At 29.8% G+C, this 23,417-nt stretch carries 18 protein-coding genes and 1 riboswitch; of the genes, 11 read left to right on the forward strand and 7 right to left on the reverse strand.

The genetic code is table 11. The features are described 5' to 3' along the window. Window positions 1-236: 236 nt before the first annotated feature. Both HMPREF9127_RS08550 and HMPREF9127_RS00125 read right to left on the reverse strand, forming a co-directional pair. On the reverse strand, window positions 237-755 hold the full coding sequence (locus tag HMPREF9127_RS08550; protein ID WP_482197884.1) for an MATE family efflux transporter: 519 nt from the start codon (window positions 753-755) through the stop codon (window positions 237-239). Next, entirely contained in the window at window positions 674-1,612 is a 939-nt protein-coding gene (locus HMPREF9127_RS00125) for an MATE family efflux transporter (protein WP_009447536.1), read from the reverse strand. Before HMPREF9127_RS00125 ends, HMPREF9127_RS08550 begins: the two co-directional genes overlap by 82 nt. 418 nt (window positions 1,613-2,030) lie before the next feature. Between HMPREF9127_RS00125 and HMPREF9127_RS00130 the strand changes: the two genes are divergently transcribed. After that, window positions 2,031-2,696 carry a CPBP family intramembrane glutamic endopeptidase gene (locus HMPREF9127_RS00130; RefSeq protein WP_009447549.1) on the forward strand — a complete coding sequence of 222 codons (666 nt, stop codon included), beginning with the start codon at window positions 2,031-2,033 and terminating at the stop codon, window positions 2,694-2,696. A 261-nt stretch (window positions 2,697-2,957) separates the two neighbouring features. On the opposite strand, the gene HMPREF9127_RS00135 is transcribed toward HMPREF9127_RS00130, so the two are convergent. Further along, window positions 2,958-4,841, reverse strand: coding sequence for a heavy metal translocating P-type ATPase (locus tag HMPREF9127_RS00135; protein ID WP_009447523.1), 1,884 nt, complete (start codon window positions 4,839-4,841; stop codon window positions 2,958-2,960). Window positions 4,842-5,001: 160 nt separating this feature from the next. Between HMPREF9127_RS00135 and HMPREF9127_RS00140 the strand changes: the two genes are divergently transcribed. Continuing rightward, window positions 5,002-5,562 carry a TetR/AcrR family transcriptional regulator gene (locus tag HMPREF9127_RS00140; RefSeq protein ID WP_009447559.1) on the forward strand — a complete coding sequence of 187 codons (561 nt, stop codon included), beginning with the start codon at window positions 5,002-5,004 and terminating at the stop codon, window positions 5,560-5,562. Window positions 5,563-5,623: 61 nt separating this feature from the next. Here the strand turns inward: HMPREF9127_RS00140 and HMPREF9127_RS00145 are convergent, their stop codons facing one another. The 3 genes from HMPREF9127_RS00145 to HMPREF9127_RS00155 are packed head-to-tail and all read right to left on the reverse strand — an operon-like array spanning window position 5,624 to window position 8,103. Continuing rightward, window positions 5,624-6,448 carry a MetQ/NlpA family ABC transporter substrate-binding protein gene (locus HMPREF9127_RS00145; protein ID WP_009447544.1) on the reverse strand — a complete coding sequence of 275 codons (825 nt, stop codon included), beginning with the start codon at window positions 6,446-6,448 and terminating at the stop codon, window positions 5,624-5,626. 10 nt (window positions 6,449-6,458) lie between these two features. Then, complete coding sequence (locus tag HMPREF9127_RS00150) at window positions 6,459-7,106, reverse strand: methionine ABC transporter permease (protein ID WP_009447528.1); 648 nt, start codon at window positions 7,104-7,106, stop codon at window positions 6,459-6,461. A 1-nt stretch (window position 7,107) separates the two neighbouring features. Next, window positions 7,108-8,103: a methionine ABC transporter ATP-binding protein gene (locus tag HMPREF9127_RS00155; protein WP_009447560.1), complete on the reverse strand. Its 996-nt coding sequence runs from the start codon at window positions 8,101-8,103 to the stop codon at window positions 7,108-7,110. Between the two features lie 85 nt (window positions 8,104-8,188). Next, a riboswitch (SAM riboswitch) is annotated at window positions 8,189-8,286 on the reverse strand. Between the two features lie 222 nt (window positions 8,287-8,508). Between HMPREF9127_RS00155 and HMPREF9127_RS00160 the strand changes: the two genes are divergently transcribed. After that, entirely contained in the window at window positions 8,509-9,159 is a 651-nt protein-coding gene (locus tag HMPREF9127_RS00160) for an HAD family hydrolase (RefSeq protein WP_009447535.1), read from the forward strand. A gap of 70 nt (window positions 9,160-9,229) precedes the next feature. Here the strand turns inward: HMPREF9127_RS00160 and HMPREF9127_RS00165 are convergent, their stop codons facing one another. Continuing rightward, window positions 9,230-11,221, reverse strand: a complete 1,992-nt coding sequence (locus HMPREF9127_RS00165) for an alpha/beta hydrolase family protein (protein ID WP_009447525.1) — start codon at window positions 11,219-11,221, stop codon at window positions 9,230-9,232. Window positions 11,222-11,395: 174 nt separating this feature from the next. On the opposite strand from HMPREF9127_RS00165, the gene HMPREF9127_RS07365 reads away from it, so the two are divergent. The 8 genes from HMPREF9127_RS07365 to HMPREF9127_RS07390 all read left to right on the forward strand — a co-directional run. Next, window positions 11,396-11,692: a nitrilase-related carbon-nitrogen hydrolase gene (locus HMPREF9127_RS07365; RefSeq protein WP_009447531.1), complete on the forward strand. Its 297-nt coding sequence runs from the start codon at window positions 11,396-11,398 to the stop codon at window positions 11,690-11,692. 152 nt (window positions 11,693-11,844) lie between these two features. After that, the gene (locus HMPREF9127_RS07370; RefSeq protein WP_009447524.1) at window positions 11,845-12,114 is read left to right on the forward strand and encodes a hypothetical protein; all 270 of its coding nucleotides are present in this window, start codon (window positions 11,845-11,847) and stop codon (window positions 12,112-12,114) included. A gap of 411 nt (window positions 12,115-12,525) precedes the next feature. Beyond that, a complete protein-coding gene (locus HMPREF9127_RS08270; RefSeq protein ID WP_009447546.1) occupies window positions 12,526-15,537 on the forward strand; it encodes a hypothetical protein in 3,012 nt (1,003 codons plus the stop codon). A gap of 36 nt (window positions 15,538-15,573) precedes the next feature. Continuing rightward, a complete protein-coding gene (locus HMPREF9127_RS08275) occupies window positions 15,574-18,720 on the forward strand; it encodes a Cna B-type domain-containing protein (protein WP_009447545.1) in 3,147 nt (1,048 codons plus the stop codon). Continuing rightward, a complete protein-coding gene (locus HMPREF9127_RS00185) occupies window positions 18,717-19,880 on the forward strand; it encodes a Cna B-type domain-containing protein (RefSeq protein WP_255261644.1) in 1,164 nt (387 codons plus the stop codon). Before HMPREF9127_RS08275 ends, HMPREF9127_RS00185 begins: the two co-directional genes overlap by 4 nt. A gap of 239 nt (window positions 19,881-20,119) precedes the next feature. Beyond that, complete coding sequence (locus HMPREF9127_RS07380; protein ID WP_009447527.1) at window positions 20,120-22,072, forward strand: Cna B-type domain-containing protein; 1,953 nt, start codon at window positions 20,120-20,122, stop codon at window positions 22,070-22,072. Further along, window positions 22,069-22,479, forward strand: a complete 411-nt coding sequence (locus tag HMPREF9127_RS07385) for a Cna B-type domain-containing protein (protein ID WP_255261646.1) — start codon at window positions 22,069-22,071, stop codon at window positions 22,477-22,479. Before HMPREF9127_RS07380 ends, HMPREF9127_RS07385 begins: the two co-directional genes overlap by 4 nt. Next, the coding region (locus HMPREF9127_RS07390; protein WP_009447542.1) for a Cna B-type domain-containing protein at window positions 22,454-23,417 on the forward strand (964 nt) is incomplete at its 3' end. The genes HMPREF9127_RS07385 and HMPREF9127_RS07390, both read left to right, overlap by 26 nt.

Below are 23,417 nucleotides of genomic sequence, written 5' to 3' on the forward strand. Positions count from 1 at the left end.
TGAAGTTTATTTACTTTTAACGTCTAGCTATTAATCGAAGATTTCTCTTTATACGTCATTTCGACCGAAACGAAGCATAGCTGAGTGTAGTGGAGAAATCTCATACTTTTGATTGTAAACAATCAAAAGTAAAATGTATCGTAGATACATCAACTACTAAGATATATTAATTAATTTTCGTTTAAAATTATGATGTGAATTATTACACAAAAAAAGTACAGACAATATCTGTACTCTTAAGGAGCGATAGCTCTTTTTTTGTTTTCATCATTTTGTTTTAATAATTTTTTTCTTATCAATAAATAGCAACAGATATGTGCTGTCGTTGTCAAAGCCCAAGAAATCGGATATGAAATGTAGAGTGATTCCTGTGTCCTATAAATTTGAAATATAGTAAATATCCAAATTACTCTGAACAGACAAGCACCTGTCAAGGAAACAATCATCGGCAAAATGGAATAACCCATTCCTCTTAGAGATCCGACTGTTACGTCCATTAGTCCACATAGTAGATATGTTGCTGATACAATTTTCATTCTGTTAAGTCCGTACATAATTACTTCAGGATTATCCGTGAAAATTCCAAGAAGTATATTTCCTAAAGAATATGCACCGACTCCAAGTACAAGTCCAACAACTGTAACAATTCCAAGACCTTGTAATAAAATTTTATCTATTCTATGATATTTTTTGCTCCCATATTTTGACTTGTAAAACTCAATGTTGATTGATAAATTGAATTCATTGACATATATACAAAGCCTTCAATATTTATTGCTGCTGTATTTCCTGCAATTACTAACTTTCCAAAGGTATTTATAGAAGATTGAATTAACACATTTGATATACTGAATACAATACCTTGAAGTCCAGCTGGAAGTCCTATTCTTAAAATACTAATAACTTTATCTTTTTGTAATTTTATTTTTCTTAAATTAAGATGCATATATCCTACAGTTTTTGATAAGAATGATATCATCATAATTGCTGAAACATATTGAGAAATTATTGTCGCTATTGCAACTCCGTCAACACTCATTTTTAAAATTATAACAAAAAATAGATTCAATATAACATTTAAGATACCGGAAACTATTAAAAAGAATAAGGGTCTTTTTGTATCTCCAATGGATCTTAAAAGTGCCGCTCCAAAATTATATATGGCTGCAGCGGGACTTCCCAAGAAGATTATTTTCATATAAAGCACGGATAAATCTATAATTTCATCAGGAGTTCCCATAAGATGTAACATAGGTCTTGAGGCAATAATTCCAACAAAAAGTAAAATTGTTCCGGAAATAATTGCAAGAGCAATTGCATTGTGAACAGTATCGGATGCGTTTTTATAATCTCTTGCACCACAATATTTTCCCATTGTTACACTTATTCCCATAGAAATTCCGATTAATAAACTCACAAGTAAATTAATTAGTGATGAAGTCGCTCCAACTCCTGCAAGTGCTGTGCTTCCGGAATATCGTCCGACAACTATTATGTCTATTGTATTAAAAAGTAATTGAAAGACACTTGTAAAAATAATTGGAATTGAAAAGAATACCATTTTTTTCAAGGTCTTTCCATTTATCATATCTATTTCATTGCTTTTAACCATTATATCCTCCGTAAAAATATCTAAAATTATTCTAAAATCATAACATATATTCAAAAGTTTTGCAATAAAAAATATCGAGTTATTTTTTTGTATTTAATTTAGTGTATATTTTTGATATTCAATTATAATCAATTTAATATATGAATTAGATTTCGTTGGAAAATTTGTGTTTTCAGTCTATATGAAGTACATATGTGATATTAAGTTTTTTATTTAATAAGCCATATGATAAAACTATATTGTTTCACATATATAAATAGAAAAAAATTAATGAAAGTGATATAATAAAAAAGAATAGAAAAGTAGAAATAGTACATAATTGTTGATAGTTATATGATAATTAGAAATGCTCATAGTATTATAATTATTACAATACTAAATTAAAAAATTGATAGGAGTTTTATAAGGAGAATATATTATGAATAGTGGAATATCTATCGGTAAAGGCATTTTATGGGTATTAGTTTGGTTTGGATTTATGTTTATATATACTGCTCTTGATATTGTGATATGGAGAAAAATTGCTCCGAATTACAGTAGAATTTTGAATATAATAACTGTTGCATTGAGCATGGTTGTATTTTTTGTTTTATTGGAAAGAAAAGAGAATTTCAAACTTAATTTACTAGAAAATATTTCTATTCAAGGAATAGTAATAGCTATATGTTGTTCAGTATTATTCTATCTTCTTTTAGATAAAGGATTAGATCCTATATTTGAAAGTATTTTTCCATCGAGTAAAGAAAATTATCAACAGACAATTCAATCAATAATTTCCTCACCTATTGTAAGCCTAATTGATTTTTGTATATTTGCACCTATTCTTGAAGAATTTTTAATGAGGGGATTTATACTCAACGGTTTATACGCAAATTATGGAATTATTGTTGCTTTACTTATATCTTCGATACTGTTTGCATTATTACACTTTAATATTGCTCAAATAATTCCTTCATTTATTTGTGGAATAATATTAGGTTTGATTTATTTATATACAGGTTCAATACTTTCCTGTATATTTGCTCATATGGGATATAATTTAATATCATATATTATGATAATTTTACCCATTTACAATAAGTAGTTTGTTGTAATGATAATTTTATTATAATCAATAATCTTCTTTACTACATAAAAATATCCACATAAAAAATATTCCCAAGTCTTTAATTTGGATATAATCGACTTTAGGAATATTTATAAGACTATTTACTTTTATATTTAATCAACTTTTTATCGGAATGAATCTTTTACTACATTCGAGTTATTCATTTTTGTTTAGATTACATTTAAGTCCCTTTTATGCAATTTTGTTAAAATTACATTTAAGTATTTTGTAAAATAATTAATTAAATTTTCTATCGTATAGTAATGATGCATTTAAAATTACGAGTATTGAGCCAAGATTGTGAACTATTGCACCAACCAATGGATTTAAAACTCCAAGAACTGATAAAATTACAGCTACAAAGTTAATTAAAAGAGATGCTACAATATTGAATTTTATCGTCTTAACTGTTGCATTTGCAAGTTTTTTCAGATAAACTATTTTTGAAACATCATGTCCCATTAGTACAATATTTGCACTCTCAATTGAAATGTCGCTACCTGTTTTTCCCATTGCGACCGAAACATCAGATAGTTTAAGAGCAGGAGCGTCGTTTATTCCGTCTCCAATCATACAAACGACATTATTTTCTTTTAGACTTTTTATATTTTCAAATTTTTCTTCAGGAGAAAGCTCAGCTTTAACATTTGTAATTCCAACTTTTTCTGAAAAATATTTTGCGGTTGAAAGATTGTCTCCGGTTAAAAGTAATGGTTCAATTTCAAAGCTTTTTAACTTTTCAACCATTTCTTTAGCATTTTCTCTTAGAGTGTCTGATAGAGTTACGATTGATAAAACTTCTTTTTCGTCTCCGAAAAGAATTATATTTTTAGATTCACTTGAGTATTTTTCGATTTTTTCTTTTACATTGTCTTTTATATTTATATTATTTTCTCTAAAGTATTTTTCATTTCCACAGAAATATTTATTTCCTAAAATCTCTCCTTCAACACCTCTTGCAATTTTCATTTTAAAGTTTTCAACAACTTCTTTTTTAATATTTTTTTCATCTAGATATTCTGTTACAGACTTTGCGATAGGATGTTCACTTTTTGATTCTAAACTTGAAATCAAGGACATTATTTTTTCGTCGGATAAGTCTGAAAAATTTTCTATATCATTTACATTTAATTTTCCATAAGTTAAAGTTCCGGTTTTATCAAAGGCTATTTTATTAACTTTTGCAAGTTTTTCAAGGGCATTAAAAGTTTTTATTATTACACCATGCTTACTTGCTTGACCGATTGAAGCCATAACTGCTGTCGGAGTTGATAAAAATAGGGCACAAGGACAAAATACAACTAAAACTGTAACTGCTCTATTTATTGAAGTGTATAAATCAAATTTAGATAGCACCATTATTACAAAAGTTGCAATTGCAATTAAAAGCGCAGTAGGAACGAGTTTAACTGCAAGTCTGTCAATTACTGTTTGCATAGGAGTTTGTTCTTTTTCAGCTCTTTCAACCAAGTCGATAAATTTTTGCAAGGAAGAATTTTCAACATCTTTTGCTATAATGTCGATACTTCCGAAACAGTTCATAGAACCACAGAAAACTTCATCTCCAACGGTTTTGTCAACCGGTAAACTTTCTCCTGTTAGAATTGATTGGTCAATAGAAGAAAAACCCTCTTTTATAATTCCATCAACTGAAATTATTTCTCCGGGCATAACTCTGATTAAATCTCCGTTTTCAATTTCTTCAATCGGAACTTCTTTAACAGTATAAGAATCATTAGTTTTAATAAGTTTCTTTGCTTTTTTTGGAGCGGAAGAAATTAAATCATTAAGACCTTTTTTGGCTCTGTCAACCGTATAGTCTTCCAAAAGCTCTCCAATTGCCATAAGAATTGCAATTTCGCCTGCTGCGAAGTATTCACCAACAAATACCGATGCAATTACCGCAATTGAGATTAAAAGCGAATTTTTAATTTTAAATTTTATTAAATTTTTAACAGCACCTACAAAGAAAGGAAAAGCAGAAATAAAAATACTTATCCAAACGGGCTTAAACACAGTTTCTATCTTTAAGAGATTTAAAACTACATTTAGTACAAAAAATGCTATTGAAATTAGAGTAAAGTTTAAACCGCTAAAAAGTTTTGAAATTTTGTTTATCATATAATCCTCCTTGATTTTTTCTGTCTATAATGCTACAATTAATTTAATAACGAACACTTTGTTTGATTTAATTGTACCACTATAGATATTACATATCAATAAGCAATTAATCAAAATAGTAATACTTTGAACATTTTTTAAAAAATGTATGGGGGATTTTATGAATAGACAACAAATTAAAACCAGAAAAGCAATTTTTATGGCTTTTACAGAGCTTTTATCAAGGAAAAATTATAACAAAATAACAGTTCAGGAAATAATAGACCTTGCAGATATAGGTAGGAGTACATTTTATTCTCATTTTGAAACAAAGGATGATTTATTAAAAGAAATTTGTAGAGAATTATTTGAACATATTTTTTCCAATGATTTGAGTAGGGAATGTTCAAAGGTTTTTGAAAACTCAAAGAGAAATCCTAAAATTTTAATTACACATATACTATATCATCTAAAGGAAAATAAGGAAAAATTTATAAAAGTTTTAAGTTGCGAAAGCAATGATTTATTTTTAGAATATTTTAAAACTTATCTATTTAAGATGATAGATGAATATATTGTTATTGACAATACTGATGATGAAAAATTTAAAAAATTCCTAAAAAATCATATCTGTTGTTCATTTGTTGAAACTGTTAAATGGTGGATAAATGATCAGATGAAGGAAAGTCCTGAAGAAATGGCAGACTATTTTTTCAAGGTTGTAAATCCTATATTAAAATAATAAAAAGCAAAAAGTGTAGATATAATGTCTACACTTTTTGGTGGAATGTTATGAAAAAAGCTTAGAATGCAGGAACAACAGCTCCGTTATAAGTTTTATTTATAAATTCTTTAACTTTTTCGCTTTGTAGGGCTTTTAAAACTTTTTTGTAAATTTCGTTATTTTCTTCTACAGTTCTAACCGCAAGTATATTTGCATAAGGAGAGTCTTTTCCTTCGATGAATTTAGCATCTTTTGTTGGGTTAAGTCCGGCTTCAATTGCATAGTTTCCATTTATTACAGCACCATCAACGTCTTTAATAACTCTTGGTAATTGAGCAGCTTCAACTTCAGTAAATTTAATTTTCTTTGGATTTTCAACAATATCTTTTACACTTGATAGAATATTTGTATTGTCTTTTAATTTGATTAAACCATTTTTATCAAGTAAAATTAAAGCCCTTGCTCCGTTTGAAGCATCATTTGGAATAGCAATTTCAGCACCATCTTTAATTTCAGTTTTTCCATTTAAGTATAATCCCATTGGTTCAATGTGAACATTTCCAAGTGCTGAAATCTTAGTATTTTTTTCAGAATTAAATTTGTCTAAATATGGCTTATGTTGGAAAAAATTAATATCTAATTCTTTTCCGTCTAAAGCTAAATTAGGTTGAACATAGTCTGTAAAAGTTACAATTTCAAGCTTAATTCCTTCTTTTTCTAAATCTTCTTTAACTAATTCAACTAATTTTTGATGTGGTTCCGGAGAAACTCCGATTTTTACAACCTTAGTTTCTACTTTTGTTTCTTTATTTTCTGTATTTTTATTATCTGAACTCTTTGCTCCACAAGCTGTAGTTAAAACTACAACTAATCCAAGGGCTAATGCTAATAATTTTTTTCTCATATTTTTTCTCCTATACATTTAATTTTTTATTTATTTTTTTGGGAATCAAATTTCCTAAGATTTGAACAATTTGTACTAATAGTATTATTATTATAACGGGAATTGTCATCTCTAAATACTTAAATCTGTGATAACCGTAAGTTATAGCCAAGTCTCCAAGACCTTGTGCACCTATAGTTCCTGCCATTGCTGAATAACCAATTAAGTTTATAATCGTTAAGGTAATTCCATTTACTAAAGTTGGCAAGGATTCGGAAAGCATAATTTTAATAATTTCAAAATCACTTGAACCGATTGAAATACTTGCTTCAATAGTTCCATAATCAACTTCCTTTAAAGCATTTTCAAAAATTCTTGCTACAAAAGGTATTGCTGAAACTGTCAATGGAATTATAGCAGCAGTTGGACCAATCATTTTTCCTGTCAAAACTTTAGAAACCGGTAAAATATAAACTATCAATATAAGAAATGGAACAGATCTAAAGATATTTACAATAAAACTTAAGATAGAATAAACAAATTTGTTGCTCTTTATTCCATTTTTATCTGTAATAACTAAAATAACTCCTAAAAATCCTCCAATTATAGTTGAAAGTAATGATGAGAAGAATACCATATAAATTGTCTGAAAACTCGCTTTTATCAATGAATTTGTCATTCTAATTTACCTCCTCAACTAAAACTTTTTTATCTTCAAGGAAGTTTTTAATTTCATCAACTCTGTCTTTCTCAAAGATTTCTACTATTAAATGTCCTACCTTACCTTCTTTAATCTTATCGATATTTCCACTTATTATATTTATATCAAGATTTTTTTGACGTATAAGTTCTGATATAATAGGTTTTGTTGTAGTTTCCTTTGTAAAACCAAGTCTTAGAATACAACCTTTATAATCTGCTACCGGTAATTCATCATAATCTTCAAATTGTGGAAGAGTTTCAATGAATTTCTTTGTAGTTGCAGTTTTCGGAGAAGTAAATAGTTTTAAAACAGTATCTTGTTCTATAATTTCTCCATTTTCTATAACCGCCGCTCTATCACATATTGCCTTAACAACCTCCATTTGATGAGTAATTAAAACAATTGTAAGATTAAATTCATCTCTGATTTTTAAAAGTAATTCTAAAATTGACTTTGTACTTTGCGGATCTAGGGCAGAAGTTGCCTCATCACATAGTAAAATTTTTGGTTGAACCGCCAAAGCTCTTGCAATGGCTACTCTTTGTTTTTGACCACCGGAAAGATTTGCAGGATATTCATATATCTTTTCTTTCAAATTAACATATTCCAAAAGAGTATTTACTCTTTCTTCAATATCTTTTTTCTTCCACTTATTTATTCTTAGTGGATAAGCAATGTTCTCAAAAACATTTTTTTGATAAAAAAGATTGAAAGATTGAAAAATCATAGCCATGTTTTTCCTAGCTTCCTTAAGTTCTTTGCTATTCATCTTTACAATATCTTTACCGTCTATAAAAATATTTCCTTGAGTTGGCTCTTCAAGTCGATTAATACATCTGATTAAAGATGATTTACCGGCACCGCTCATACCGATTATACCGAATATTTCTCCCTTTTTGATTTCTAAATTAATATTAGTAACAGCCTTAAATCCATTGTCATAAATCTTGACTAAATTCTCAATTTTAATCATACAAACCTCCTTTTCTATATTTTCGAAAAATTATTATTGTTTCAAGGTATAAAAAAAATCTCTGATAAGAGATTTTGAAACTAATTTCTTATCTTCCGAATACTCGCTGGAATTAGCACCTTATTTTTAAAAACAGGTTGCCGGGCTTCATAGGGCCAGTCCCTCCGCCACTCTGGATAAGTGTTATTTAATATTGTTGCTAAATTATAGCATAATGGAATTTTAATGTCAACACTTTTTAAATAATTTTGTTAAAAAATATTTTAATACAAGAAAATAGTTAATATATAGTCAATATAATAATTGCTTATTTGAGATATTAATTAAAATATGATAAAATATAAGCAACTTTATTTTTTATGGCAAAAAATTTTACCATAATATTATATTTATCAGGAGGAAATTATGAAGTGTGTAATGTTTGATATGGACGGGACTTTGATAGATTCCATTGGGGGTTGGTTTGGAAGCTGTTCTTATTTTCTTAAAGAGATGAATTTAGAAGAGACTGATGAACTAAAGGAGTTGTTTAAAGGAAAGAAACTTTATGCAAGGGGAATAGCAATAAAAAATTATTTTAATCTTGATTTAACTCCGGACGAAATTTATGCAAGAAATTTAAAATATGTAAAAGAAGGATATGATGAAATTTATGGCGCAAAAGAGAATGTAATAGAAGCTATGGATTATTTAAAGGACAAAGGTTATAAAATTTCTTTAAATACCGCTACAAATATCGGTCTTTGTAAAAATTGTTTAGAAAGAACGGGACTTATGAAGTATTTTGATTATATTCAAACTTGTGATGATTGCGGATATCTAAAAGATGATGAAAGATATTATGATTGGGCAATAAAAAAGCATAATGAAGATGTGAAAGAAATTATATTCTTTGATGATACTGAAGCACCTTTAAAAACCGCAAAGAAAAGGGAAATAAAAACAGTTTTAGTTTATGAACCTTTAACTAATGGAGAGTTTTTTGATATGACTACAGATTTTGATTACAAAATGGATACTATTTCCATTGAAAATTTGAAAAAAATTGGACTTTAAATTAAATTATAATTAAAAAAAGAGCTATGTTATGAAAACTGAACATAGCTCTTTTTGTTTAATTTTTAAATTATTTTAAATAATTTTCAAACCAATCGAATATTTCTTTTAATCTTCTTATTCTATGCATTGGTTTACCACTTCTTGAAAGCTCGTGATTTTCACCTTTAAACATTACAAGTCTTGCAGGTACATCGTGATATTTTAAAGCAGAGAACATTTGAATTCCCTCCGGTATCCAACATCTGTAATCTTCATCTGAATGGATGAAAAGTGTAGGTGTTTGTGCCTTATTTGCATATTTAAGTGGGGAATGATACCATAATTTTTCGTAATTATTCCAAGGAGTTGCAGAGATTTGATCATCAATGAAATAATATCCTATATCTGTAAGTAAAAATTCAGAAGTCATATTAGAAATTGAACGTTGTGAACAAGCAGCTTTAAATCTGTTTGTATGTCCGATTGCCCAATTAGTCATAAAACCGCCGTAACTTCCACCCATGATTGCAAGTTTTTCTTCATCAAGTGCAGGATAGTTTTTAATTACAGCATCTGTAAATTTCATTAAGTCATCAAAGTCAATTTCTCCATATTTTCCACGAATATCCGCAAATTCTTTTCCTCTACCATCTGAACCTCTAGGATTTGTGAAAAATACAAAATATCCGTTATTTGCTAAAAATTGCATTTCGTGATGGAATACTTTTCCAAAAACTGTTTTAGGACCACCGTGAACATGGAGTACACCCGGATATTTTTTCTCCGGATCATAGTCAACAGGCTTCATAACATATCCGATAAAGCCTATTCCATCATTTGTAAATGAAATTTCCTCAATTTCAGAAAGTGAATATTCTGTCGTATCATTATGGAATGAAATTCTATTTTCTTCTTCTGTTGAAATTTCGTAAATATCTTGTAAATTAGATTCTTTTAGTGCGATAGCATAAATTTTTCCGCCTTCGGAAACATCAAAACAGTCAATTGAACCTGATTTTTCGTTTAATCTTTCAAGATTTCCATTCTTATCTATTTTATATAGATATGAACTGTTTACTTCGGTATTTATGAAATACATAAATCCATCTTTAACTAAAGTGCTTTTGCCACCTGTTAATCTCATATCAGTTCCAACAGAGTTGTTCATACACATATCAAAATTGTCATTTACAATTTTTTCGAAAGATTTTTCCGCAATGTTTATAATATAGATATTTGAATTTTCATTCAAACCATATTCTTTCATATCTGTGGCTTTAGCTATGATATTTTCATTATCTATAAAGTTTACATATTCAAAAGCATAATCTTTTGCTAAAATATCAACCACTTTAGTTTTAATATCTAAAATTTTAACCTCATTTACAAGTGGCATTTTTCCTGTATAAGATGTTGTGATAAATACAGCCTTAGTTTTATCTTCATTTAATTCTAAACCGTAAATATCGGTAATATCATCACTTAACGGAATAAATTCGGAAGTCTTTTTGTTGAAAAGATAAAGTCTGCTTCTGTCTTCATTTGTAAAACCTATATTATTTCCCCAGAAAGGAATTTCAGTTGCAACAAGATAATCTTTAGAATCATCATATAATTTTTCTTTGTTTTCTTCTTTACTATCTTCCTTTTTTGATTCTTTTTCTATTTTTTCCAATTCTTTTGTTCTGTTAAAATTAGCTAAAACTAAAAATTCATCCTCATTAATTTGTTTTATTGTATTTACTAAAGCAGGAATAGTAAAGTCTAAAACAGCTTCGCCACCGGAAGTACATATTTTATAAAATTTAGTTGAATCCGAATCGTCTTTTTTGCCTTCTCTATCACTTGCAAAAAGAATAGAACCGTCTAAAAGCTCAATAAAAGAACTTTCCCTAGCACCATTAGTAAAAACGAAAGATTTTTTAGTTTCTAAATCCATTTTATAAATTCTATGCTCATAAGAATTCTTTTCTAAATTCATATTAGAAACTGTGTAGAATAGATTTTTTTCATCTTTACTTAAATGTAAATTTCCTAAAAACTTAAAGTTTTTAAATTCATCAATTTTTATACTTTTCATATTGCCTCCTTAAACAAAAATTCACAATAATTTTCATTGTTTTAATTTTTCTAATGAAAATACCTTGCAATTTGATTATACTACAAAAACAAAAAAACACAAAATTTATTTTTATAAATACTACTTATATGATAAAATATTTATATTAAATGAAACTTAAAAAATGGAGGGAATATGAAAATAGGATTGGTTTCTTATGAGTTTAAGAATGGGGAAATTGAATATAATATTGAAAAAATAGAAAAGGCGATTATCTCTGCTAACGGAAATGCGGATTTACTTTGTTTTGGAGAAACTTTTTTGCAAGGATTCGACTCTCTTTCTTGGAAGTATGAAACAGACAAAGATGTTGCAATTACAAAGGATTCTGCAATAATGGAAAAATTAAAAAACTTAGTGAAAAGTATAAAATTGACCTTGGTATCGGATATATTGAAAGAGAAAAAGAAAAGATTTATTCTTCTTTTGTAGTAATAGAAAAAGGAAAAATAATTCATAACTATAGAAGAATTACAAAAAATTGGAAAGAATATTCAATTACCGATGAACATTATTGTGAAGGAGAAATCTCAGAAACTTTTATCTATAAGAATAGAAAATTTAAAATTGCACTATGCGGAGATATGTGGATTTGCCCTGAAAAATTTAAAACAAATGGAATTTTACTTTGGCCGGTTTATTGTAATTTCACAAAAGATGAATGGAAAAATACTGAACAATATGATTATGCAGTTCAATCCAAATCTGCATCAGATAATGTGCTTTTAGTAAATTCTATCACAAAAAACGAGCCAATAAGTGTTGGCGGGGCATATTATTTTAAAAACGGAAAAATTGAAAAGAGTTTAGAATTGGAAAAAGAAGATATTTTATTTGTTGAGATATCTGATTAAAATTGATTTGTTTATTCTGTAAAAATGAGAAATATATTAATATTTGGTATAGATTAAAACTTGACTTATACGGAAAATACATTTGAAGAGAATTTGTGGCATTGGTAATCATATATAGTTAATATAAAATAATAAATAAGACTTAAAATCATAATAAAGATAAAATTGCTATAAATGATTAAAAATTTCAATTAAAATGCTAAAATTTTGACAAAAAAGTGGATTTTTTATACTGTTTTTGGTATAATAATCGAATGGAGTTATTACTAAAAATAATATAGATATAAAGTAGTTTGTATTACATAAATATACTATATTTATAGAATTTTAATTATTATCAAAAAATGAGATTTTATTTTTAATATTGAAATATCAAATATCTTAATATAGATTAGGAAGGGGAAAAATTATATGAATAAAAGGACGACATTACAAAAATTAACAGCTTTTTTCTTAGTTTTTATAATGCTATTAGGGATAATTGTTCCGAATACTGTTGTTTTTGCAGAAGGAAAATTGAATAAAGATACAATTACAGATTTTAAAAAAACTGATAAGGAAACTGACGAAAAGATAAATTCTAAAGAACAAGAAGATAAAAAGGACAATAAAACTGAAGTCAAAGACGATAAGTCAGAAGGAAAAGAAGAAAAAGAAGACAAAGTTAAGTCTATATTTAATAAATCTTTAATTAAATCTGCTTCTCTCAATAGGGGAATTCCAATGGAAAATGGTAAACTTGTGGTATATGATGACAGCCATAAGATTAATGATGCATCAAATGGAGATGGAACATCAGTAAATAAATATAATTTGGCAACTATGACAAATACATTGTTCACCATAAATTATACTCCTTTCTATCAAGTAAAAGACGATGGTAATACTGAGTTTGGTGATCAAAGAATTGTTGTAGATATACCAACCTATGGATTCAAACTTGCTAATCCTGGAATTGAAGGAGTACAATTTGAAAAAATTACAATGCTAGATGCAAAGGGCAAAGTAATTCCATTGGATGCGGTTTCACAAAAGAATTATGATAAAGTTACAAAAATTATATATGATATTAATGATAAATTTCTTGGCTCTTTAGGTGGAGGATCAAGTTTAGTATTTAATATCGCCTTTAATAGACGTAGTTTAACAGATGAAGAATGTAAAAAGTGGATTGATGAAGGAAAACTTGAAACAAATCTTAATGTTTCAGCCTGTGAAGGAGAAAACAACGCACCGATTAACAGTACAGGCAATCCGTCAACATACAAATGGAAAATGTCTCCAATTAATTATGAAGATACTAAAACTACAGTAAAAGGAAATCGTCATTTAAATGCAAGCAGTATGGCGAAGATAGCAAATTCAGGATTTATAAACTTTTATGATACAGATCCTACAAGCGGTCCATTTACCGGTAACAGAGATTACTATTATTATAATCAAGGAACAATTCATGATGGGAATACTCCTTTAATGAGCTTGAAACATATCAAGGTTTATGTTCCGAAAAATGGAAGTGTTGAAGGAAATTTCATTTTACAAAAATTACAAAACAGAAACGGATTATATGATTCAGATCTTACTTATTATGTTAAAGTAAGTGAAATGAAAAATGATGGTGATGGTAAGGGAAATTACTATCTTATAACACCAAAAAAAGCTCTATATAATAATGGAAGCGATCACAAATGGAAAGATGCATTTACAAAGGGATTTTCACCTGTATGGCAAGTTCCTGATGGAATAGAAAATATTGGCTCTGACACTTTATATGAAGCTACAACCCCTGAATTTGTCTTTGAAACACCAAATGGAATAGACGGCAAAAAGGAAGTTGTTATTAGTGCTGACGGACAAGGTGTAAAGATTAAAACTATGAAAGCTAATACTGTAGATGGATATGAGATTCATACATTCTCAGGACCGGGATATCAACTTTATAAAAATGCCGGAGGATTTTTTACTGCAAATGCAGTTTCTCCTGATGCAAATTATACAGATGTGGGTTATACTCGTTTAAGTAATGAATATTATATTCTAAAGGATGCAAATGGAGCTTGGAATGAGTATTTTCCGAAGAACAAAACCGGAGCTACAACTGAAACTTTTGAATTTCCGGAAGAAATTCAACCTACTGTGTGGAAAGGGACTGCACAGATATGGGATAAAACTTCTTATAAAGTAGCAAAAGTAGTTTATACTACTGCAGATGGTAATCAACATACAGCAGAAGTAAACTCACCTGTTCATTTAGCAAATAAAGTTCATAATTTCCCTGAAGTTAAATTTGATACTTCCGGTGGAAGAGTAACTAAAGTCGAGGTTTATTGGGAACATTTAAATAATGATGCTTTTAATGCAAGTACACATTATGCAGGAAGATATAATGCAAATACTCATAGATTATCATATGCTCAAAGTAAGTTCGATTATTATGTAACACCTACAGCCACAGGGCATTTACAGGTAAAATATTCTGCAAAATCAACTGATTCAAATGCGGATACAAATGATAATTTTGATTATGAGGCTAATAAGGCTGTAAAAAATCCTGTTAATAATGTTAGCGGAACAGCAAAGGATGATTTCTTTTGGACAACAGTAATTCAAAAAAAATGTACACCTTTGAAGGCGGAAAGCACTGGAGACAGACTAAAAGAAAATGTGCTATATCCTAATCAAGCGGAAAATGGAACTTTTTATGATACTTGGAAATTATTCTTTAATTATGGAACTAAGAAAGAATTTTCTCCTGTAACAAAAAATCCTAGAATTGATTTGACAGTAGGAACATTAAATCTTAAGGGATTGGATACTAAGGCTGAGAAAACAGGGCTTATGACCGGGAAATTCACAGCTAATAAATCCTTAAGCGGATGGAAAATAATTTATAAAACTGCAGACAATATGTTTGGAGTAGAAGGTGCAGAAAAAGTATATAATATTGGAGATATTGAAGATGGAACAAAAATAGATCTTGGTATTAATAGAGATATTGAGCATTTATCAAGTATTGTTTTAACTTATGATGGAGTATATAATATTGAACCATTTGTCAATAAAGAAACAGGAGAAGCTGTTTTATTTTCCAATATTGAATATGAACTTAGAAATACTGATTTTAAAGGTAATCCATTGACTATAGAGAAGGATAAGGGACTTGCTTGGTATGGACCTAATTACTTTATTCAAAATTTAGAAGGTAGATATTATAATGAAAATTGTAGTGATGGTAATCATATTCACGATGCCGGAAAAGGACAAACCTTTGGTGGTAGGGCATGGAATGCTGTAAAATTACCACAACGTTATGGACTTCTAACAAGAACATATATTGTTACAAATAAGACTGCAGATAATGTAATTGAACCTGCTGGAAATGAAACGAATAATTCTATTTCACAGTCCGGAACAAGTTTGTAAAAGGTTAGATTTAATACAAAAGCTTATGCTTATGCAATGAATTCAGATATGCCTGAAGCTGGCAAAATGCCTTATGGAATTCCTGAATCCGCTTATGTAGAAATTACAGATAAACAGTTTTCAGCAGATGTAGATAAATGTAAATTCTTAGGATATGATAATGCATCCGGTAATGTAATAATTAAGCAAATCAAAGATGCTGATGGAAGAGTATGGATTAAAATGTCTATCACAGATGCCGGAATAAAGGCTTTAAATAGACAAATTAGAGAAATTACCAAGAATAAGGCATTTTCTTACTATTATTACTATAATGATAGTGCACTTAAATTTATGGAAGATCCTATTGTAATTGCACTAAAGAGTTTTAGATATACTAGTGTTACTTCTCCCGGAGAAAATGAACATCATCCATACGGAATGGTTTACTATGATATGAGTAAACTTGAGAGTAAACTTGACGGTAGTAAAAAAGAATATTATAGTTATGCAAAGATTGAGGGAGATTTGTTTAAGCTAACTGAAAATGCATCAAAAGCTCTTCAAGCTACTAAAGAAAAGAAATTATTTGGAATAGATTTGAGCAAGGTGGAAGTTATTGTATCCAAGAATACAGCGGTAGGATCAAATATATTTCCCGGAAAATATGATAATATCGTATATGGAACAGCGGGAAGTAAATTCCCAACACAGACTTTCTATCCTGATGAAATAGATAATTTACGAGGAGATTTCTTCGTTCAAGCTCCGGATTCAGATGGATTTAAGGATTTTAAGGCTATTATTGAAATTCCTAAAAAAGGTAAATCTGTGTCCTATACACAACAAAATGAAACGGTTCAAACTCCGAAAACAGAGGTTAATATGTATTTGACAGGTGAAGTTGCTGTAATGGGAGATAGTCGTCCTGGCAAACAGGAATTCAGTTATAGTATAGACGGTGGAAATACATTTGTTTCAGCAGAAAATATAACTGATTGGTCAAAGGTAACTCATGTTAAACTTGATTTAGGAGAACTTCCAAAAGGTAGTCAGGTAAATATTAAATTGCCACTAAAAACTCATGCTAAAACTACAACTGATGAGCTTCAAGCATACATTGGGGGAAGTTTTGAAGCAACTGACTATACAGGATTTAAAACGAGTGGATATATAAATCCTGCAAAGTATATTTATGGAAATTTTGCAATTATTTCATCAGATGTTTGGTGGGATAAAAACGAAAACGGAAAACTTGATGATGGAGAAACAAAAGCAAAAGATATTAAACTTGAACTATATTCTCCAAATCATGACATAACTATTAATAATAAGTTAATTCCTGCTAATACTTTGATTCATAGTACAACAACGGATGAAAATGGAGGATATGAATTAAAGAGCTTTATGCTTGATGCCGGTCAATGGATAAAGGTTACTATGCCAAATGGTGAAACTAAACTTACATTGAAGGCAGAAGATTCGGATATGTTAAAATCAAAGAACTCTGATTTTGACAGAACAAGCTATAAAACGGCTGAATTACCGGAATTGGTAAGAGAAAAAGCACTTGATACTATCGGTTGTGGACTTATCAAAATTCCAAAGATAAAAACTGAAACAGTTAATCTTCATGTTGGAGAAGAGTCAAATGAAGGAGCAGGTAAAGCTGTGGCAACAAGTGACCATCCTACTGTAACTCCTGAATTGAAATATCTTGAACTACAAAATGATGTAGCGGATGTTGATAGTCAGGGAAAAGTTAGTGGAAAGACTACAGGTAAAATTAAAGCCGAAGTTACAACAACCAACACATTGGCAAGTACTAATCAAGCAATACCTGAAGATACTGTAAAAGCGGAGTACGATATTATTGTTTATGGAAAAGTAAATTATAATAAAAATCACGCTGATGTAAAGGGAGAAGCACCAAAGGATAATAACGAATACTATCCATCCGTTAAAGCAGACGGAAATGATGCTGATACTGATAAAGTGACTGTTTTAAATGCCGGTACGATGAAAAGAGCAGGATATATCTTCAAAGGGTGGAATACACAAGCTGACGGCAAAGGAACTATGTATTCTATAGGAGATACATTTAAAACAGGAATTCTTGATAAAGATATTGAGTTATATGCGATTTGGTCTTTAATATGGACTCCGATGGAAATTCCTACAAGAGATTTAAAGGTAACAAAGACTTGGGAATTGCTTGAAGGACATACAATACCTGTTAATGAAATTCAAGTAGAATTATTTAAAGATAATGTTTCAACCGGTAAAAAACTTACTTTAAATGAAGCAAATAATTGGACAGTTACTTTTGAAAAATTACCAGTATCATCAACTTTAGGTGGAACAAATCACAACTATACAGTTAAGGAAGTTGGCGAAAGTGGTTCAGCAACTAAATTAGATAATAGATGGTTTGGAGTTAGTTATGGCGGAACAATGAAAGACGGTCTTACAGTAACTAATAAAGAAAAACTACCTTGGACACCGATGATACCGCCAACAAGAGATATTAAAGTAACAAAAGAGTGGAAAGACATTAAAGGAAATACTATTGAATCACCTGTTGAAAAAATAGAAGTAGAATTATACAAAGACGGAGAAGCTACAGGAAAGAAATTAGAACTAACAAAGGACAATAACTGGACAGTAACTTTTGAAAAACTTGAAGTGGCAGATAAACTTGGAAGTACAAACTACTATCAATACACAGTTAAAGAAGTTGGAGAAAATGGTTCAGCAATTCAACTAAATGACAAATGGTATGGAGTTAGTTATGGCGGAACAATGAAAGATGGCTTTACAATAACTAATAAGGAAAAAATGCCATGGGCACCGATGATACCGCCAACAAGAGATATCAAAGTAACAAAAGTGTGGAAAAACTTTTTAGGAACTGATGCAGAAGCATCTGTTGAAAAGATAGAAGTAGAATTGTATAGAGACGGAGAAGCTACAGGAAAGAAAGCAGAACTAACAAATGAAAATAACTGGACAGCAACTTTTGAAAAACTTGAAGTGGCAGATAAACTTGGAAGTACAAATTACTATCAATACACAGTTAAAGAAGTTGGAGAAGATAAAAATGCAATTCAACTAAATAACAAATGGTATGGAGTTGCTTATGGCGGAACAATGAAAGATGGTCTTACAGTAACTAATAAAGAAAAATGCCGTGGGCACCGATGATACCGCCAACAAGAGATATCAAAGTAATAAAAGAGTGGAAAAACTTTTTAGGAACTGATGCAGAAGCTCCGGTTGAAAAGATAGAAGTGGAATTGTACAAAGACGGAGTAGCTACAGGAAAGAAAGCAGAACTTACAAAAGCAAATAATTGGACAGCTACATTTGAAAAACTTGAAGTAGCAGACGGACTCGGAAGTACAAACTACTATCAATACACAGTTAAAGAAGTTGGAGAAAATGGTTCAGCAATTCAACTAAATAACAAATGGTATGGAGTTAGTTATGGCGGAACAATGAAAGATGGCTTTACAATAACTAATAAGGAAAAAATGCCATGGACACCGATGGAAATTCCTACAAGAGATTTAAAGGTAACAAAGACTTGGGATTTGCTTGAAGGACATACAATGCCTGTCAATGAAATTGAAGTTGAATTATTTAAAGATAATGTTTCAACCGGTAAAAAACTTACTTTAAATGAAGCGAATAATTGGACAGCAACTTTTGAAAAATTACCTGTATCAGCAACTTTAGGCGGAGCAAATCACAACTATACAGTTAAAGAAGTTGGAGAAAATGGTTCAGCAATTCAACTAAATAACAAATGGTACGGAGTTGCTTATGCCGGTACAATGAAAGACGGCTTTACAATAACTAATAAGGAAAAAACACCTTGGACACCGATGATATCGCCGACAAGAGATATCAAAGTAACAAAAGAGTGGAAAGATATTAAAGGTAATGTTATTGAAGCACCTGTTGAAAAGATAGAGGTAGAATTGTACAAAGATGGAGTAGCTACAGGAAAGAAAGTAGAACTTACAAAAGCAAATAATTGGACAGCAACTTTTGAAAAACTTGAAGTGGCAGACGGACTTGGAAGCACAAATTACTATCAATACACAGTTAAAGAAGTTGGAGAAAGTGAAAATGCAATTAAATTTGGTAGTAATTCATACAATGTAAGTTACAGCGGAAGTATGAAAGGCGGTTTTACAATTACTAACAAAAATGTAGAAATTCCAAAACCTCTTAAACCTAGTACAAAATTACCTAAAACAGGAAGTTCAAATGACTTATCTCTATACATTTACTGTATATTAACATCAGTAACACTATTAGGACTAATTGCTTATAGGCGTAATAAATATACAAAATAATGTATAATATAATCTGCAAATAACCTGATTATAAATTAAATGGTACAATAAAAACAGATAGCAATAAAAGCTATCTGTTTTTTTGTCATTTTTTTTGTTTTGTGGTATAATATAATGCACTATAATTGATTTGAAATTTATTATTTTTGTTTATATATCTTTTGGGGAGATTGTAAATAAAAAATATATTTCAACATCATAATATCGAATTATAAAGAAACATAAAAGGAGGAACATTTATGAAAAGCTTAACGAAAAGAAGATTAAGTTTTCTTTTAGTATTTGCTATGATTTGTTCGGTTTTATTGCCTTTTAGCAATAGATCAAACGCAAAAGAAGTAGAAGGAGATGTAATTAAAAAAGCATCAGTTACAGATGCAGACGGTAATCCTTTTAAGCCGGGGCAAAAAATTGGAGCATGGCAACCGTTCAGGATATATGCAGAATTCGAATTGCCTGATAATGTTGTAAAAGAAAATGATACTACTACAATGACCTTGCCGGTTGGATTTAACACTTCATCGCCTGACCACTTTGATATAAAGGATGGGGATGAAGTCATTGCACATGCAAAATTGTATAATCAAAATCCTGCAAAAATAGTACTTACATATACTAAATATGCAGAAACTCATTCAGGTGTTAAAGGGAAATTTTATTTTAATGTTTCTGTTAATGCTGAAACACAAACCGGATCAGGGGAGCTTCCTGTAACTTTAACTGTGAATGGAAAGATTATTCCTGCAGGGAAAGTTGACTATAATCCACCACATTTTGTTAATTCTCAATTTACTAAAGGTGGCTGGATGACAAATGATAAAACTGAAGGAAAGTACGATATAAGAATTAACCAAGACAATGTAATTCTTGTTAAAGCTAAGTTTGAAGATACAATTCAATCTGAGGGTGTTTCATTCATTGAAGATAGTCTTGAAATATGGAATGGAAAATGGGTAAACAATGTAACTTCTGTAGCTCTTATAGGTAAAAAAAATGTTACTAAAGATTTTAAGGATGCCGGTAAAATTAAATTTGACGGTAAAAAACTTACGATTGATATTGGAGATTATCCGGAATCAAATGAAAAAAGAGGCTTTCAAATTCTATATAAAGTTAAGTTAAATTATGACCCGGTAGCAGGAGAAGAAATTAAAAACAAAGCAAAATTAACATATGGCGAAGATAATTATAGTCAAGAAAGTACTTATAAAATTAGAGATGCCGGTGGTATTGGCGAAGGCTATGTATTTAAAATTAAAGTACAAAAGACAGGCAAGGACAATGCTCCATTAGCCGGTGCAAAATTTGATGTTATTCGTGTTCGTAACAAGCAAAAGGTTGGAGAAATTATAACAGGACAGGATGGAAGCGGTGAAATTGGAAAACTACTTAGAGATGAGTATCAACTAGTTGAAACTGAAGCTCCAAAAGGTTATCAAAAATTAAAGGATCCTATCACTGTTAAGCCTGATGATTTTGGAACTACTAAAGTTGCAATAAAAAATATCAAAAATGAACCTGAAGAAAAGATAAAAGTATCAGGAGAAAAAACTTGGGATGATGCAAATAACCAAGATGGAAAAAGACCTGATAGTATCAAAGTTATTCTAAATAAAACTGTAGATGGAGTAACAAGTAAAGTAACTGATAAAGTAGTTACAAAAGGTGCAGATGATAAATGGAAATATGAATTCAATGATTTACCAAAATATGAAAATGGTAAATTAATAACTTATTCTATAGATGAAGAAGAAGTACCGGGATATACAAAAACTATAGATGGAAATAATATTAAGAATTCATATACACCTGGAAAAACAAAAGTATCAGGAGAAAAGACTTGGGATGACAATGATAACCAAGATGGAAAGAGACCTGAAAAAATAACTGTAATCTTGAAGAAAACGGTAGATGGAAAAACAAGTGAAGTAACACGAAAAGATGTTACACCGGATACTGATGGCAAATGGAAATATGAGTTTGCAGACTTACCATTATATGAAGGTGGAAAACCAATTGAATATAGTATAGATGAAGTTAAAGTAGATGGTTATGATAAAGTTAAATCAAGAACAACAAATGGTCCAGACTACAATTTAATAAACAAACATACACCAGAGACAGTAGATGTAAAAGGGAAAAGACTTGGAATGATAATAACAACCAAGACGGAAAGAGACCTGAAAAAATAACTGTTAAGTTAATGAAAAAAGTTGGAAATGCAGAAGCTGTAGTTGCACAAACACAAGAAGTCAGAGAAGGTGCTGACAAGAAGTGGACTTATGAATTCAAGAATTTACCAAAATATGAAAAAGGTACAGAAATCACTTATTCTATAGAAGAAGAAGCTGTAGCAGGTTATGTAGGAGCATTATCAGGTTATAATCTTACTAATACTCATACACCGGAGACAGTAGATGTAAAAGGTGAAAAGACTTGGGATGATGCAAACAACCAAGATGGAAAGCGTCCAAAATCAATTACAGTTAAATTAATCAAACAAGTTGAAAACGGACAGCCTGTAGAGGTACAAAGAAAAGAAGTTAAAGAAGGTACTGATAAGAAGTGGACATATGAATTCAAGAATTTACAAATATGAAAATGGTAAGGAAATCAAATACACTATAGATGAAGAAGAAGTAACAGGCTATACAAAAACTATAGATGGAACTAACATCAAGAATTCATATACACCTGGAAAAGTAAATATTTCAGGAGAAAAGACTTGGGACGATGCGAATAACCAAGACGGAAAACGTCCAACAACAATAAAAGTTCAATTGATTAAGAAAGTTGGAGATAAAGCACCTGAAGTTGTAGAAACAAAAGAAGTTAAAGAAGGAACTGATAAGAAGTGGAAATATGAATTCAATGATTTACCAAAATATGAAGATGGTAAATTAATAACTTATTCTATAGATGAAGAAGAAGTACCTGGATATACAAAAACTATAGATGGAAATAATATTAAGAATTCATATACACCTGGAAAAACAAAAGTATCAGGAGAAAAGACTTGGGATGACAATGATAACCAAGATGGAAAGAGACCTGAAAAAATAACTGTAATCTTGAAGAAAACGGTAGATGGAAAAACAAGTGAAGTAACACGAAAAGATGTTACACCGGATACTGATGGCAAATGGAAATATGAGTTTGCAGACTTACCATTATATGAAGGTGGAAAACCAATTGAATATAGTATAGATGAAGCTAAAGTAGATGGTTATGATAAAGTTAAATCAAGAACAACAAATGGTCCAGACTACAATTTAACAAATAAACATACACCGGAGACAGTAGATGTAAAAGGGGAAAAGACTTGGAATGATAACAACAACCAAGACGGAAAGAGACCTGAAAAAATAACTGTTAAGTTAATTAAAAAGGTTGGAGATAAAGCACCTGAAGTTGTAGAAACAAAAGAAGTCAGAGAAGGTGCTGATAAGAAGTGGACATATGAATTCAAAGGTTTACCAAGATATGAAAAAGGTACAGAAATAACTTATTCTATAGAAGAAGAAGCTGTAGCGGGTT

It is taken from the genome of Parvimonas sp. oral taxon 393 str. F0440, from assembly GCA_000223315.2.
In the GTDB taxonomy this organism is placed as follows: domain Bacteria; phylum Bacillota; class Clostridia; order Tissierellales; family Peptoniphilaceae; genus Parvimonas.

Excerpts from the sequence above, each read along its gene's own strand:
- HMPREF9127_RS00135 (WP_009447523.1), bottom strand. The coding sequence starts at position 4,841 with ATGATAAACAAAATTTCAAAACTTTTTAGCGGTTTAAACTTTACTCTA.
- HMPREF9127_RS07380 (WP_009447527.1), top strand. The coding sequence starts at position 20,120 with ATGAAAAGCTTAACGAAAAGAAGATTAAGTTTTCTTTTAGTATTTGCT.
- HMPREF9127_RS00185 (WP_255261644.1), top strand. The coding sequence starts at position 18,717 with ATGATACCGCCAACAAGAGATATCAAAGTAATAAAAGAGTGGAAAAAC.
- HMPREF9127_RS07365 (WP_009447531.1), top strand. The coding sequence starts at position 11,396 with ATGAAAATAGGATTGGTTTCTTATGAGTTTAAGAATGGGGAAATTGAA.
- HMPREF9127_RS00165 (WP_009447525.1), bottom strand. The coding sequence starts at position 11,221 with ATGAAAAGTATAAAAATTGATGAATTTAAAAACTTTAAGTTTTTAGGA.
- HMPREF9127_RS07370 (WP_009447524.1), top strand. The coding sequence starts at position 11,845 with ATGTGGATTTGCCCTGAAAAATTTAAAACAAATGGAATTTTACTTTGG.
- HMPREF9127_RS00155 (WP_009447560.1), bottom strand. The coding sequence starts at position 8,103 with ATGATTAAAATTGAGAATTTAGTCAAGATTTATGACAATGGATTTAAG.
- HMPREF9127_RS08275 (WP_009447545.1), top strand. The coding sequence starts at position 15,574 with ATGAATTCAGATATGCCTGAAGCTGGCAAAATGCCTTATGGAATTCCT.
- HMPREF9127_RS08270 (WP_009447546.1), top strand. The coding sequence starts at position 12,526 with ATGAATAAAAGGACGACATTACAAAAATTAACAGCTTTTTTCTTAGTT.
- HMPREF9127_RS00140 (WP_009447559.1), top strand. The coding sequence starts at position 5,002 with ATGAATAGACAACAAATTAAAACCAGAAAAGCAATTTTTATGGCTTTT.
- HMPREF9127_RS00160 (WP_009447535.1), top strand. The coding sequence starts at position 8,509 with ATGAAGTGTGTAATGTTTGATATGGACGGGACTTTGATAGATTCCATT.
- HMPREF9127_RS00125 (WP_009447536.1), bottom strand. The coding sequence starts at position 1,612 with ATGGTTAAAAGCAATGAAATAGATATGATAAATGGAAAGACCTTGAAA.
- HMPREF9127_RS00130 (WP_009447549.1), top strand. The coding sequence starts at position 2,031 with ATGAATAGTGGAATATCTATCGGTAAAGGCATTTTATGGGTATTAGTT.
- HMPREF9127_RS00150 (WP_009447528.1), bottom strand. The coding sequence starts at position 7,106 with ATGACAAATTCATTGATAAAAGCGAGTTTTCAGACAATTTATATGGTA.
- HMPREF9127_RS00145 (WP_009447544.1), bottom strand. The coding sequence starts at position 6,448 with ATGAGAAAAAAATTATTAGCATTAGCCCTTGGATTAGTTGTAGTTTTA.